We start from the raw sequence: 14,660 nt of genomic DNA on the forward strand, positions 1-14,660 counted from the left end.
ATTAACTGGCTCGGCTCATATTATTTAATTCTATTATTCAAGAATTAAACTAATAATAATCTGATTTTTTAATACACTTCATTATTATAATTGTCTAAATAATATCCATTATATCTATTGCCGTCATAATACATATAGTAAGCTATATATTTATATATCTCTCCATTAACTTCTTTATAAAATCCGCCAAGCTCTTCATTATAAAAACAATCAAGATTTGTAACCAATTCTGCAATTAAGTTTTTGCCGTTATTGGATAGCTTTAATCTTATATATCTATTTCCTTCATCTGTGCTGTTATCAATAAGTTCTATATCCTCTTTATTTTCATATATGGAATTACAAAACAAACAAATAGAGCCTTTCATTAAAGTAGGAGGATATATGTCTAAAAAATGATTAAGTTTAATTCCTTCAAAAGCTGTATATAAAAATCTAGTTTTCTTTAATAATTCATTTTGTTTTTTATATCCCTCTTCAATAGTAAGAGGTATGCAGGAAGGTTCATAAATAATCTCAAACATTATTTTATCTCCCTAAACGTAAGCTCTGTAGAATACTGATATAAATCATTCTTTCCTTTCTTAAAAGTTATCTCTTCATTAGTACATACATAAAGTCCTGATTTCATATAGTATTTTACGCCTGTACACCTTTGGTGAGGATAACTAATTTTTGTTCTGCTTCCATATCTTGCTTTACCATATTTACTATAATTATATATACCAAGTCCGCTTTCCGTATTTGGCATTATAGTTTCTTCAATCCACACTTGAAGTACAAAAGGTTCAAAATTATTTTCATTAAAAAAGTTAATGATTTTTTCTCTGTCAGCATTAGTCAAATACGGAAAAGATACTTTCCAAGTATCATAACTTTTGATAGGAAGCCTCCTGCAAAAATAATGACCGCTTTGAGAAAAATACTGTTCATGTGTATAATTTACAGTATGCGTTTTGGTTTTATCATGAGGAGGAAAATCTACTGCTTCTCCTATAATAAAATATCCGCATTCTATAATATTACCGTCTGCTTTCTTATTAAAAGTTATTTTTATTCTTGTAAACTCAATAGGAGCTATATTATAAACTCCATAACTATTTTTTATATAAACATCATAATAAATAAAATTGCCGTATATATCTTCTATTTCTATACTCATATTTTTTATATTGGTATTAAAAATAGCAAAACAGTTTATAGTACCTTTTCCATCTAAAAATAAACTTGCCTCTTCTTCACTTTTAAATCTTCCAACTTCCAGAGTTTGATAATTAAATATATTAGAAATAGGAAAAAAATCATCTTCGCCTCCAGATACAATATACGGAAATAGATTAAATATGTTATTACATAATAATCTCATAATATACCTCTCTGGCTGACAACTTTTACACCTCGTTTGCTTAAATTAAGCATAGTGCTTGCAACTATCTTGCCGTCAAGCATTAAATAAACAGGCTGATTGAATATAGTTTCTGATGTATTAGTATCAACAGAATAACTACCATCTTCACCTTTGCTTGCTTCAAAAATCTGACTTCCTATTTTTGAAAGTATTCTATCTTCAAGAGGTATAACCGCTTCATCGCTTGCCCCCTCTCCGATTACAGCATTAATTCCTCCGTTTCTTCTCTCTACAAGTCCGCCTTTTGCCAAGTATTTAGGTTCACTCGGTTTAGCTTGGGATAATTTTACCAAGTTAACAGAGCCTGCTGCTATAATTCCAAGTAAAGTCGCATAAGCTGCTATATTGGCAGGGAAAGGAACCGCCATTGATGAGGCTAAAGCACTTATGGCTGCCTGTGCCATAGAAGCTGACGCCTGAACTAAAGACATTTTCCAGCTTTCCGTTTGCGAATTATATTCTAGCTTCATCTTCTCATTATTATAGTTTTTCTCTACTTCCATCTGCTTAGCTTTGGCTTCTTCTTCTATTTGTATTTTAGCTAGTTCTTTTTGTTTCTCTTCAAGCTCTGCTTTTATTCTTTCCTGTTCATAAAGTCCTAAAGCAACTTTTTGCCTATTCTGTAATTGTTTTATTTCATTTAATAAACTCTGCTTTTGCGAGTCCTCCATTATTCCTATAGCTTCAAGCCTTGCATTTTTTTCTTCTTCTATCGCTTCTAATGCTGCCTCTTTTCTCTCCTCATTTTTTTCTATTTCAAGCTCTATAGCCTGTATTTGCATTTCCTGTATAGCAGAATAGAAATCACTTGTATAACCTATAGTGTCATTAAGCATTTGAAGCCAATTCGCACTAAAATAATCTGAAAAACTTTGAGTAGGTGTTTTCCAAAGTTCGCCGAACTTCTCTTTTAATATTTCTACCTGTTCAGTTGTAAGTTCTAATTCATTGGTTATGCTTTCTATTCCGCTTCTTACTATTTCACTTTTCTGTCCCTGTTGTTCAGCTTCACTTACTTTATCGCCGAACTCCTCAGCAACAGAAACGCCTCTTTCATAAGCGGATATACTATTTTCTATTTCTTTTACTAATTCAGAAAATCTGTCAGTTGTTATTCCTTCTAATGCATAGCCGTAATTATCACTTAAATATTTTATTTGATTAGCATTTAAGTTTAGTACCGTACTCATTTCTGTGAGTATAGCACCTACTTTGTCTTTTTTAGCTTCTAAAGCCTCAGCATCGCTGATTTCAGCTCCCATATTACGAAGGTTGCTTACTCTGCGATTTTCCTCTGCCTCTGCTTTTTTTAGTAAAGCTAAATAATCTTTATAAGTTTTTGTTTTATCTTTAGTAGACGCAGATAAATTATTATTCGCTTCTATTTCTTTATCTGTTATACTAATGCCGTCTATTGAAAGAGCTTTTCTTTCTCTAATATTTGTATTTAATCTAGTAATCTCAGCATTTAATGCCTTCTGCTTAGACTCCCATTTCTCTACTTCTTTTCTAGCTTCTTCTAATAACTCTGGACGAACTGCATGTGCACCATCTAATGCATTTAAATCCTGATATATTCCTTTCTTATAATATTCTTCTGCTTTTTTTAACTCTTCTTTTACTTTGTTATGATTTTCAATTGCTCTAGCTAGTTTTTCAGCTTCCTCTGAAGTCATGAAATCTTCATCTTTAGCTTTTCTAGCATCTATAACACTGTAAGCATCAAGCATTTTTGTTTTTAAGTTTGGAAATAATGAAGTAAGTTCTTCTGTTAATTCATTTAATCTTTTTGTTTCCTCTGCATCAAGATTTTTTGCTTTTGCTAAATTGTTATATTCTCTAAATAGTAAAGCTATATTATCAGCTTCTCTATTTAATCCCATCAAATCAGATGTATCTGTAGTAGAATTATCATAAAGTTCTTTTTTTAATTTTCTTATTTCTTGCCCTGTCTTATAAGCATTTACTGCCAATGCTGCAAGACCTGCACTAACTGCTGTAACAATTCCAATAGGAGTAGCAACCATTACTGTATTTAATGCTTTCCAAGCTGTGCTTAATGCCTGAATAGAACTTGCTGATGTCTTTAATACATTTACAGCATTTTTAAAATCTGATATAGTTTTCTTAGCTTCTGTTATTCCTTTTGAAAGTCCTACTATACCTTTTAAAGCTGGACCAAAGCCTGCTGCTAAAGCAACAAAGCCTACACTTACAGCCTGCAAAGGTGCTGGTAAGTCGCTGAATGTTTTTATTAAAGATATAATAGTAAGAATCATTTTTTCAGCGAGAGGTACTATTTTATCTTGCATAACAGGAAGTAAATCTTCATTAAGGGCAGGAAGTAAACTATTTCCAAGCTCTACTACTAAAGCACTAAGCTCAGCTTTTATTTTCTCAAACTGTCTTGCTGGACCGTCATCTATTTTTTTGAATGCCTCAGATGTAGCTCCTGCTGAATTATTCATCTGATCTAAAGCATCTTTAAACTTATCTGCATTCTTTCCAGATAAAGCTAAACCAGCATTTGCTGCCTCAACACTGCTGAACATACTAGAAATATCTTTTCCGCTTTTATCAGCTTTTTCTGCAAGCATTTGAAGAGCTTCCTGTAAAGTTCCTCCTTGCTCTATAAACTCTTTAAAGCTTTTTCCTGCTATTTCTCTAAATGCTATATCTGTAATACTTCCTTCTTTATTAAGTTCTACTAAAGCCTGACGAATCTGTGTTGTTGCAACAGAGGTAGGAGTACCCTGTGCAGTCATTACAGCAATAGCAGCTCCTATATCTTCAAACTTCACTCCTAAAGCTGAAGCGGTAGGAATAACATTAAATAAATATTGAGATAACTGAGTAAAGTCTGTTTTTCCTAGCTTCAGTGTTTGAAACATTATGTCTGAAGCTCTATTAGCATTAAGAACTTCTGTGCCATAAGCATTAGTAACAGAAGTAAGTCCGTCAACTGAAGTTTCTAATTCAGCAACACCTGCGATAGCAGCTTCGCCTGCAGTTTTTAAGAACTCAAATACATTTTCTCTAGGAACTCCTGCAGAAAGTGATTGATATAAAGCAGGTACTACTTCTTCAGGAACTTTTCCAAGTTCTTTAGAAAAAGCCAAAGTTTCCTGCTTTAAAGATTCAAAACCTTCATTGCTTAATTTAGGAAGAAGCGTAAGAACTTCACGCATTCCATTATCAAAATCAGTAGCTTTTTTAGTAGCTAATGCAAAAGCTGTTGTTCCTGCCGCTATTGGAACAGTTAAACTTTTAGTAGCTAAAGAACCGAACTTGTCAAAAGATTTTCCTATTTTATCAAAGCCTTTTTCTAAGTCGGTTGTTTTATCTTTAAGTTTTCCAAATGCCTCAATAGCTTGGGAAGCATCTGCATATATACTAACATTTAAGCTGCTCATTTTTTTAATTATCCGTTATTATTGTTTCTATTTCCCAAAGCCCTTGCTTTTCTCTTCTTATAGTTTTATTTCCCTGCTTTATTTCAGATGAAGAATTGTTTAATTTTGTTTCTTGACGACTGTCCGCCTGCGGTGCTTCTACTTCAATTATATAAGGCAAATTTAACGAAGCTGTATAATAGAGCAGAAGTCTTTGCAAACTCATCTCCATCATACAGTCTTCTGTCCACCCATAGCTATTAGCTAAATGTGCCAATAACTTTATTAATTCTATTTTTATTAGTTTTCTTTTTTTTTATTTTTTGTATCAGCCTCTTTTGTTTCTTTTGAATCAGCACCTGCATGAAGATAAGACTCAAATACCATATTCATCAATTTTAATAATTGATCATAATTAAAATCTTCTGATATTTTTTCTTTATCTACATTCGCATTTTGTTTTTGTATGAGAGGAATGACTATTTCATCAATCAATATTTCAGGATCAATATCTTCACCATTTTTCAAGCCCTTAAAATAATTATTTACTTTAAGGGCTAATTTAAGAGGTATATCATTAACATCTATTTTATAATCTCCAAGCTTTGCGTAAACAGCTCTCTTTTTACTAAACTCTTCTAAATCTGTAATTACTATGTCCATAGTTTTACTCCAATATTTTAATTAGCTGCTTGTATATTAATAGATATATCTTTAGTAATATCTTCACTGCCTGCTTTTTTAGCTGTGATTTTTAATGTAGCTGTACCTTCTGCCTTTCCTGTGATAGTGAAAGTTTTAGTTTCAGCTTCATAGCTTACATCAAAAAACTGCTGGTCTGGAGGCTCTACTGTATGTGTTATCTCGTCAGCATTTGATGTTAATACTACAGTATCATTTCCATCTGCTCTTATATCTACATTTGGTTTATCGCTTTCTAAAGTTAATGGAACATTAGGTTCACTTTCGGTATCTGATGTTTCCTCTTCTGTATCTTTTATTTCCTCTTCATCTTTACCTACAGATTGTTCATCTTCATACCATGCAAGCTGCTCTCCGCTTTGCTGATTGCCTGCTAAAGTTGCTGAAAAACTCAATTTTCCTACTAACACATCCTGTGCTTTATCAGAAGGGAAACTAAACTCTAAGCCGCCTGCTATTGAAGCCTGTGGTAAATATATTCTTAATTCTTTACCCTCAGCATTAGTATTAACTATCATTATGCATTTAGGTTTTATTGTAGAACTTTTTCCTCCTGTTGCCATGCGTACCATTTTAGGCATAGTTCTAGTATATGTAATAATTAAGGTATCTGTGCTAGGAGATACAGCCGAAGGGCTGCTATCTGTAATTTTTATTCCGCTAGTTCCTATTTTTTCGTAGCTTGATTCTTCTATGAGAATATTTCCCATAGAGTTTTTCTTTTCTACTTTAGTTATTGTTACTTCGCTTCCGTCTGCATTCCTAAATGGAACTTTTATTTCTTCACCTCTTTTATATGTATCTGATTCTACCATGTACTGTTTTGTAACTTCTGTTTTACCATCATAGCTGTCTATATTATCTATACCGCCTCTTGCCTCAGCATAGTTTTTGAAATTAATTTCTAAACTGTCAAGAGTTAATTCCATTTTATGTTCTGTCACTAAAGTAGCTATAGTTCCTGCATTGTCGCTTTCTATATCTGATGTAGTTATAGTTTCTTTTACAGCAATATTGCGTCCTGCTCCTATATTTATAAGTTTATCAAATCTATCTCCTATCAAAACTTTAGCACTTCCGTATCTTATTGTTTTTTTTTTCTTGCACACTTGTTTGACTCATAATATCTCCTTATTGTTATTATGCTAGATTAATATTTATATAATATTTCTATTATTGTCATTGTCTGATATGCATTATCTATACGAGAATGGCTTTCATTGCTTATATCACAGCCGCATATCTCAATATTATCTATCTTTTTTTTCAAACTATTAAAATACTTACCTATTTTTTTCTGAAGAGTTAATGCATGTTCTAAACTTGTAGAATAAACACTAACTTGATAAATATCTCTTGAATATTCAAACTCATATTTAGGATTTGAACTTTGAAGAGAATAAACTATATAGCTTTTATCATTATCTACATTGCTGTCCTCAACAAAATCCAAATAAACACCTGCCGTTTTTTTATCTTCTTGAGTAAGACTTTTTAATAATTGATAAATTACTCTATGCATATTTATAAACTCTATTTATTATTAGCTTTTTGTATTACTATATTCAAAGCACTTTTGACTGCCTCTTCTATATTCTCTCTGTTTGATTCAAATAGAGGTATTAACAAAGGCACTTCATTTTTATATTTATTTCCATATTCATTAAAAAAAGCATAATACCTATCGCCTTGTTCTTTATACCATTTTATTTTATTTTTCTCAGGTGCTGTGCCTCTTTTTCCGCTAATTGTAGTAATCTTAACATTGCTTTCAGTATTACTCTTTTTGTTTATTCTTGTTTCTTTTACAGTAAAATATTTATCAAAAGTCCAGCCTCTGCTTTTTGCTTTTGCATTAGCTTCTTTTGCTATTCTTCTAGCTTCTTTTAATGAGGCTTTTTTTACTTCATTCTTAAAATCAATTCCTAACTCTTCTAAAGTTTTCCTGAACTCATCAAACCCTGTAAGAGTTACTTTATTTTTTTCAGACATATTACTCTCTATTGTCAGCTTTTTTATTATTTACTAATTTCTTTATTGTAAATATGCATTCTATATTTTTATATGAAACATTTTCCATATTAATGACTTCATAGATATCATTTTCACGGTTTATTTTGGCCATCATTCCTTTGGTATCAAACTCTTTGAAATAATGAGTATGTACTTTCAAAGTTCTTGTTAAATCTTTTCTTTTACCCTGCTGTATATCTTTATATGTTATATCTTCAATAGAGCATTTTACTTTTCTTAATTCTATTAATTCATTACTTCCTGTTCCGTTTCCATTATCTATATACTTTGTTCTATAAAAAGTTATAGTATGAATTAATTTTCCAACTTTCATAAAGTAAACTTTTCCCTCGCAATAGCCAACAATCTGTGAACACCTTTCAAAGCAACTTCTTCACTTTGACTGGCTTCTCCTGTTTTGCTTTCAAAATAATGAGCAGCAAGTCCAAGAATTGCATACCTAACTTCAGGAGGACAATCGGCTCTTTTGTATTCTGTTTCATTAGCTTTATTACAATAGCCGATTGCACTGTCTAAAGTAAGATGCAGTATATCATCATCATAGTCAATCCCTTCCAAGTTTAGAAACTTTTTGAACTCTGACAAAGTAACTACTTTGTCATCATCACCTTCTTCGACTACTTTTCTGACATCAATGTCTATACTATTAATATCTTCAGTATCACTGCTCATATATAAAAGCCTTATTAAAAATTATTAAGCTGCATACGCTTGATCATTTGGAAGTAATCTTACAAATGCTGATTTTTGAATAGGAGCACCGTCTCCCCAATATCCTACTTGGAAACCTACCTGATTTGTTTTGCGGTATAACTCATGCAAAACTTGAAGTTCCATAGACAAGCTGTCCATAATCCAATAATATTTTAAGTTTGCTAAGAACCCAAAATATTTTGTAGCTTCCAACTTATCTTCGATAAAGTCATTTTGCACAACAGGGATACCAAGTAGAATACTAGGCTGTCCCGCTATTAAACTTTCCTGCCAAATAGGACGGTCCTGCTTATCTTTTAATTTTCTTAAAGCAGCAACTGCTTTTTTATTAAGCATCCATACCGCTCCGTTTTGATATCCGCCTTTCAATCCGCTTACTGCATCTACTAAACCATCATAAGTTATAGCAGCACTTGCAGTTCCTACTTTTATATCTCTGTCAGTTGGAATAGCTGCTGTATTATCTGAAGTTTGAGCAAATATACCTAGAGGTTTATCCTGTCCATTTCCATATAAATAATTATGCTCTAATGTAGAAGCCAATTTATATACTATTCTCTCCTCAACTAAACCTTGAATATCTATGTTGCTTTGCTTTATTAATCTTTTACTAAGTTTAACTAACTTAGTTAATTGATTAGCCTTCATTTCTCTTTTTCCAAAAGACATATTTGTATCTTCTGTAACTTCTGCGATTTCTGCTGTCCAATCAAGATCATTTAAATCACTGTCAAGTGTAGGTATTCCTATGCTTGCATATCCGTTCATAGCAGGAATGATATTTGCTCTTTTTCTTATCTGTACTGCATCATCTAAGTCTTTTATAATTTGCTTTACTAGATACTGAGGTGCTATAGTATATCCGCCGCCTTCGGCAACGCCTGCCTGAAGTGTTTCTCTTATTTCTTTATCATTGCCTGATCTAAACCATCTGTCAACTTTAGCTCTTAATTCAGCTTCGTTATCATCAGCAGATGAATTGTCCAAATTATCAGCTAAATTTCTTTTATTCATAGAAGATTTAGTTTGAAGTGATAGAAGTTTATCATACCTTTCTATCTCTTTATTTCTGTTTTCTACAACCTGCATTAAAGTATCTATATCATTATCCAATTTTGATATATCATCTTTTTTAATGTTTCTCTCTTCTATACTCATAGAAACATACGTTTCTCTTTTTTGCATAAGTTCATCAATAGTTATTAAAGCTAAAGCATTTTCATTTTTTAGTTTTTCTATTAAAGCTCTTAATTCTTCTGGTTTCATAATTTGATACTCCTTGTTGTTATTTATTTTTTATTTTTAGATATTGTATTTTTCGCTTATATTCATTAGTTCTATCTTCAAACCCGTCATTATCTACAGGTATAGGTTTATCAGGAGGTTTTGGAATATAGGCATCATTATTTTTATCTCTAACATTTGTTTCCGTATAAGCAGGAAATGTTACTAATGATATTTCATGCAAAGTAATTTCTTCTACTTCACGAATAGGCATTCCATATTCTTTTAATGTTTCTTTATTATCAAGCCAATTTTCTCTTACTACTTTGAAGCCGAAAGACATCTGCTTTATATCGCCTCTGTCCACGCTTTCTTTCAAATCTCTTGCCCAAGTAGTATTTGGCAAAGAAACTTCAAAATATAAGCCCTTATCATCTTCTCTTAAAATTAATGTGCCAGAACTCTTTCTGCCTAGAACATATCTTGTATCATGTCCCCATAAACATACTTGATCATTTTCTAATAATGATTTAGTGAAAGCTCCTCTGTTTATACGCTCTCTAAATAAATCTCCATAGAGAGGCTCACTTAAAGAATTATATACAATAGCATAGCCTCTTAATTTAAGAGGTTCACCTTCTGTGTCTGTACTTTTTTGAATCTTAATATCTATACTTCTAATTTCATTATTACTTGCTGGCATCTTTATATTCCTCTTCTGATTTTTTATTTTCATTATTATTTATATTAAAGTCTTGATTGCTCTCATTTTCTGAAGTTTCACCGAATAGGTGCCTTTCGGCATAAACTGTTTTTATTGGTCTTATTTGCTGACTGCAGAAATACTCATCTCCGTATTCATCTTCTACTTCGTTAAGGTTTTCCAGTATCCGCCATTCATTTCTAGTAAGAACACCATTATTTAATTTTATTTGGTTAGCCTGCTGCCTTGTAAGAGTATCGCCTCTCAAAAGTCCGTCTAAATTAAACTCTATATTATATTTTTTTCTTTCTAAATTATTTAATAAATAGCCATTCAATGCTTTTTCTATACGAACGCACCACGGTCTTATTGTGTGCGTTACAAACTCTATACTTTGATGCTCTATATTATTATTTGTACTTCTGCTTAAATCTCCTATAAGATGAGGAGGTACACGGAACACTCGGCATATTTCTTCTACTGAAAATCTTCTGCTTTCTAAAAACTGAGCATCTGACAAGTTCATTGTTATAGGATCTATTTTCATTCCTTCTTCAAGGACAACGATACCTTTTTCCCAAGCCTCTCTGAAACTTTCTTTTAAATTCCTTTTAGCATCTGCACTTAATTTATCTGGATGTGAAATTATTGGAACTTTTTTAACTCCATTAGAAAAGAAATCTAATGCGAAATTATCTTGATAAAGTCCTGTGGTTATTTGCTTACGCATCATAGCTATTGGACTATATCCTATCACTCCGTTCCATCCAAGTCCTGCTATATGCATAACTTGAGACGGAGATAAAGTAATTATTTCTCCATCATCTGAATATTCAAACATTTTATTTCCGTTTGAATCTCTATATATTTTAATCTTATTTGAATCTATTAGATAAAGTTCTGTTACTCTGTTGAAATTATCTCTTACTACTTCTACAAAGCCGTTGCCTTGCAGAAGTATTTGAGTGATTAGACTTTCTATAAATGATACTGATGTGCATTCTTCATTAGGAGCGTCATGCAATAATCTATATAAAGAATGATCTTTAGCTTTTATTTTATTATTTCCATTTACTTTATATACAAAAAGCGGTAAAGTAGCTATTGTTTCAGCAATAACTCTCACGCATGCAAATACTGTAGAAAAAGTTAAAGCAGTATTTGGATTGACTGCTGATAAAGTTTTATCATTTTGAATTGATAAAAAATTACTGCTATCAATATAGCTGAAATCAGGAAACAGCCATTTTTTTATATAATTCCTTATATTTTTTATTACAGACATATATATATAAAAAAAAATATAAGGAAATATAAGTTTTATTTTATATTTCCTATTTTTTTTAATGTATTTATAGTCATAAATTATTATATTCATTACTATTTAATGAGCATTATTTTTTAATGGAGTCTATTATGCAAAATAAAAATGATAAAAAAAGATATAAAATACAAGCTCCTCCTAATTATTTTAATAAATATTCTATAAAAAAATGGAAAGAACTTGCACCTATCTTTTCCGAAAAAAATATGCTCGGACCTGCTGACATATCAGCTTTTGAGCTTTTATGTCTTCATTACGGCGATGCTATGAATCTTTATGAGGCTATGATTAATGAAGGAGGTTCTATAGCTGGTTATTTATCAGGTAAAAACTCTCAGACTATGGGAGAATATTTAGCTTACCATAAAGCTATAACGGCATATCATAAAATGCTTACTGAGTTTGGTTTAACGCCTGCTTCCAAAAAGAAAGTATCATCTCCTGAAACTGTGGAGGAAGAAGATGTTTTATCAAAAATGCTTAATCAATAGATTAATAAAAAGTTTTGAGCTTCTTTATTGTTTACAATAAAGAGGATGAACCGCTTGAAAAAATGATAAATGGTTAAATAATATAATGTATACCTATGAAGAATATATCAATAAAGTTATAAATAAAGAATTACCAGTATGTCAAGCTGCTTTTTTATCTGTAAAAAGGCATTTGGACGATATTGAAAAATCAAAAAATAATGATTATCCTTTTTATTTTGATGAGAACGAAGCTAAACGTCCTATCATGTTCATACAATCTTTAGTACATACAAAAGGAGAATGGGCTAATCATAATATTATATTAGAGTCTTGGGAACAGTTTATAATAGCAAGTATATTCGGATGGAGAAGAAAAGAAAATAAACTCAGACGTTACAAAAAAGCATACGTTCAGGTAAGCCGAAAAAATGGAAAAACTACTTTTGCATCTGGAATTGGTAATTATTGTTTTTTCTGCGATAGTCCTGCAGAGGCTGGTGTCGAAATATATTATATAGCTACGAAAAAAGATCAAGCGAAAATTGCATGGAGTGAAAGCGAAAGGCAAATAAGAAAAGCAAAAGCTCTTAATAAAGAAGCGATTACATATAAACAAACTTCTACGATTACAAAGAAAAAAGATACTGCCTCAAAATCCAAACCATTAGGACAGGACAGCAACACTGAAGACGGATTAAATCCGCATTTAGTGATAGTAGATGAATATCATGCACATCCTGATAATGAATTATTAAATGTTCTTGAATCTGGAATGGGAGCTAGAAGGCAGCCGCTTGTATTTATAATTACTACTGCTGGTTTTGATAAATCGGCAGTATGTTTTTCTGAATATGAATATGCAAAGCAAATATTAAAAGGTTCATTAAATAATGATGAATATTTTACAATAATATATGAGCCTGACGACATCAATGATATTTGGGTATTTATGTCAGAATATAAAGAAAAATTGACAAAAAAAGAGGATATTTCAAAGCAGGAAGAATTAATAAATAAAATTATTTTTCAAGCTAATCCTAACATAAATATTTCTGTAAAAGACAGTTACCTAAAATCTAGGCTTTTGGAAGGACTAGATAAGCCTATTCAGCGAACTGATATACTTACAAAAAACTTGAATGTTTGGACACAGGCAAGCGAGGTTTGGATATCTTCTGACAGATGGATTAAATCTTATTTACATCAAAATATAAATATAAATGAATTAAAAGGCAGGAAAGCCTGCATAGGTTTGGATTTAGCAACTACAAGAGATATAGCAGCTTATGTTTTATGTTTTGATTCTATTGATAATGGTCCGTATATACTTTTGCCTCGCTTCTTTATGCCTAAAGAAAATATAAGGCAGCGTTCTAAAGAGGACAGAGTACCTTATGAATTATGGGCTTCGCAAGGTTTAATTACTTTAACAAGCGGTGATATAATAGATTTTGATGTAATAGAATCTTCAATCTTAAATGATGCGAAAGATTTTGAAATTATAGAAATAGGCTATGACCCTTGGAAAGCTATTGAAATAGTCACTCATTTGAAAAAAGAAGGGTTAAAAATGACAGATATAAGACAATCTTTTGCAGTCGGCGGTTTATCTGAAGGAACTTCTTTATTTGAAAAAACTATAGATGAACGTAAACTTTTACATGGTAATAATGCTGTTCTTAATTGGATGATAAGCTGCTGTGAAGTAAGAACAGACGGCAGGGATAATTATCTTCCTACTAAGCCTGATAGGCAAAGATCACGTAAAAGAATTGATGGTGTTGTAGCCTCCATTATGGCTCTTCATAGAGTGATTAAAAATCATTTTGAAGATACTAAAAGTATTTATGAAACTGAAGGCGTTTTTATATTATAATAATATCACTAATTTTATCAGTACCCCCTAATAAAAAAATTATCGCCATGCACAAAAGACTCCCCACTCGTTGCACCGAGTAAAAGCCTGTAGAGATTTTAACCACCCCCGCCAATCAAATATAAATCAGTTATAATTCATATTAAGAAAAAAATTAAAATAAACTATTATTTTTTGTAGAAAAAGTATTGACAAAATCATCAAGTGTGGTATAATATAATTAATCCTAAAGAAATGAAGGAGGTAATTATGGAAGTCTTAACTTTCATAGCTACAATTATTGATATCCTGACACTTATCGTAATTGTGGTTAAGCTAATAAAAATTAAAAAATAATTTTTATTAGTTACGAAAGGGAGCTAAGTTAGCCGACTTGGCTCCTGACTTCCATAGTTAATATTATATACATTATGAAGGAGTTGTCAAGATGTTAACAACTGTAAATGCAATATTATCTGTAGTATCATTATCACTTAATATAGTAGTATTAGTTCTTTTATTAAAAAGAGGTCATAATAATGGATAATAAAAAAAATAGCTGGGGTGGTGCTAGAGCAAATACAGGCGGAGCTCGTGAAGGTTCAGGCAGAAAAAGAATAACAGAAGATAGGCTTGACATTAAATTATATATGCGTGTTAGTGAAAAAGAACAGCTCCTAATAAAAGAAAAAGCAGAACAGAATAATGTCAGTGTATCTCAATATATTAGAGATGCTGTATTAAAAGAATTAAATATATAATTTATTAATTATAGGTGTTGCGATAATAAAGGTTATCGTAGTCCTTATATAAATAATTATATTAACTAGT

The 14,660-nt window shown here is 31.3% G+C and carries 16 protein-coding genes; 3 read left to right on the forward strand and 13 right to left on the reverse strand.

Translation table 11 applies throughout. The annotated features are described in order from the left end of the window. Window positions 1–68: 68 nt before the first annotated feature. The 13 genes from BHAMNSH16_RS12835 to BHAMNSH16_RS12895 are packed head-to-tail and all read right to left on the reverse strand — an operon-like array spanning window position 69 to window position 11,462. Window positions 69–524, reverse strand: a complete 456-nt coding sequence (locus tag BHAMNSH16_RS12835) for a hypothetical protein (RefSeq protein WP_008730247.1) — start codon at window positions 522–524, stop codon at window positions 69–71. Further along, window positions 524–1,366, reverse strand: a complete 843-nt coding sequence (locus BHAMNSH16_RS12840) for a hypothetical protein (protein ID WP_069731957.1) — start codon at window positions 1,364–1,366, stop codon at window positions 524–526. Before BHAMNSH16_RS12840 ends, BHAMNSH16_RS12835 begins: the two co-directional genes overlap by 1 nt. Beyond that, on the reverse strand, window positions 1,363–4,821 hold the full coding sequence (locus BHAMNSH16_RS12845) for a phage tail tape measure protein (protein WP_008728087.1): 3,459 nt from the start codon (window positions 4,819–4,821) through the stop codon (window positions 1,363–1,365). The genes BHAMNSH16_RS12840 and BHAMNSH16_RS12845 overlap by 4 nt, the downstream gene beginning before the upstream one ends. Window positions 4,822–4,825: 4 nt before the next feature. Beyond that, window positions 4,826–5,077, reverse strand: coding sequence for a hypothetical protein (locus BHAMNSH16_RS12850; RefSeq protein ID WP_241033580.1), 252 nt, complete (start codon window positions 5,075–5,077; stop codon window positions 4,826–4,828). Between the two features lie 23 nt (window positions 5,078–5,100). Continuing rightward, the gene (locus tag BHAMNSH16_RS12855) at window positions 5,101–5,463 is read right to left on the reverse strand and encodes a hypothetical protein (RefSeq protein ID WP_008728089.1); all 363 of its coding nucleotides are present in this window, start codon (window positions 5,461–5,463) and stop codon (window positions 5,101–5,103) included. 17 nt (window positions 5,464–5,480) lie between these two features. Continuing rightward, window positions 5,481–6,611 carry a hypothetical protein gene (locus tag BHAMNSH16_RS12860; RefSeq protein ID WP_206193856.1) on the reverse strand — a complete coding sequence of 377 codons (1,131 nt, stop codon included), beginning with the start codon at window positions 6,609–6,611 and terminating at the stop codon, window positions 5,481–5,483. Window positions 6,612–6,652: 41 nt separating this feature from the next. Continuing rightward, complete coding sequence (locus BHAMNSH16_RS12865; protein WP_013114176.1) at window positions 6,653–7,024, reverse strand: hypothetical protein; 372 nt, start codon at window positions 7,022–7,024, stop codon at window positions 6,653–6,655. 11 nt (window positions 7,025–7,035) lie between these two features. Further along, on the reverse strand, window positions 7,036–7,494 hold the full coding sequence (locus BHAMNSH16_RS12870) for a hypothetical protein (protein WP_008730217.1): 459 nt from the start codon (window positions 7,492–7,494) through the stop codon (window positions 7,036–7,038). A 1-nt stretch (window position 7,495) separates the two neighbouring features. After that, window positions 7,496–7,849, reverse strand: a complete 354-nt coding sequence (locus BHAMNSH16_RS12875) for a phage head completion protein (RefSeq protein WP_008730219.1) — start codon at window positions 7,847–7,849, stop codon at window positions 7,496–7,498. Beyond that, the gene (locus BHAMNSH16_RS12880; protein WP_008730221.1) at window positions 7,846–8,208 is read right to left on the reverse strand and encodes a head-tail connector protein; all 363 of its coding nucleotides are present in this window, start codon (window positions 8,206–8,208) and stop codon (window positions 7,846–7,848) included. Before BHAMNSH16_RS12880 ends, BHAMNSH16_RS12875 begins: the two co-directional genes overlap by 4 nt. A gap of 24 nt (window positions 8,209–8,232) precedes the next feature. Beyond that, window positions 8,233–9,516: a phage major capsid protein gene (locus tag BHAMNSH16_RS12885; RefSeq protein WP_008730224.1), complete on the reverse strand. Its 1,284-nt coding sequence runs from the start codon at window positions 9,514–9,516 to the stop codon at window positions 8,233–8,235. Window positions 9,517–9,535: 19 nt separating this feature from the next. Further along, window positions 9,536–10,177: an HK97 family phage prohead protease gene (locus BHAMNSH16_RS12890; RefSeq protein WP_008730226.1), complete on the reverse strand. Its 642-nt coding sequence runs from the start codon at window positions 10,175–10,177 to the stop codon at window positions 9,536–9,538. Further along, the gene (locus BHAMNSH16_RS12895; RefSeq protein WP_069732029.1) at window positions 10,164–11,462 is read right to left on the reverse strand and encodes a phage portal protein; all 1,299 of its coding nucleotides are present in this window, start codon (window positions 11,460–11,462) and stop codon (window positions 10,164–10,166) included. The genes BHAMNSH16_RS12890 and BHAMNSH16_RS12895 overlap by 14 nt, the downstream gene beginning before the upstream one ends. Window positions 11,463–11,593: 131 nt before the next feature. On the opposite strand from BHAMNSH16_RS12895, the gene BHAMNSH16_RS12900 reads away from it, so the two are divergent. The 3 genes from BHAMNSH16_RS12900 to BHAMNSH16_RS12910 all read left to right on the forward strand — a co-directional run bounded on the left by BHAMNSH16_RS12900 (window position 11,594) and on the right by BHAMNSH16_RS12910 (window position 14,590). Then, window positions 11,594–11,992 (forward strand): P27 family phage terminase small subunit, encoded by a 399-nt coding sequence (locus tag BHAMNSH16_RS12900; RefSeq protein WP_069732028.1) that lies wholly within the window; start codon window positions 11,594–11,596, stop codon window positions 11,990–11,992. A gap of 85 nt (window positions 11,993–12,077) precedes the next feature. Further along, complete coding sequence (locus BHAMNSH16_RS12905; protein ID WP_008727273.1) at window positions 12,078–13,850, forward strand: terminase large subunit; 1,773 nt, start codon at window positions 12,078–12,080, stop codon at window positions 13,848–13,850. Window positions 13,851–14,368: 518 nt separating this feature from the next. Further along, window positions 14,369–14,590 carry a DUF6290 family protein gene (locus BHAMNSH16_RS12910; protein ID WP_008727272.1) on the forward strand — a complete coding sequence of 74 codons (222 nt, stop codon included), beginning with the start codon at window positions 14,369–14,371 and terminating at the stop codon, window positions 14,588–14,590. The last annotated feature ends 70 nt before the right edge of the window (window positions 14,591–14,660 follow it).

It is taken from the genome of Brachyspira hampsonii (assembly GCF_002214805.1).
Taxonomy (GTDB): domain Bacteria; phylum Spirochaetota; class Brachyspiria; order Brachyspirales; family Brachyspiraceae; genus Brachyspira; species Brachyspira hampsonii.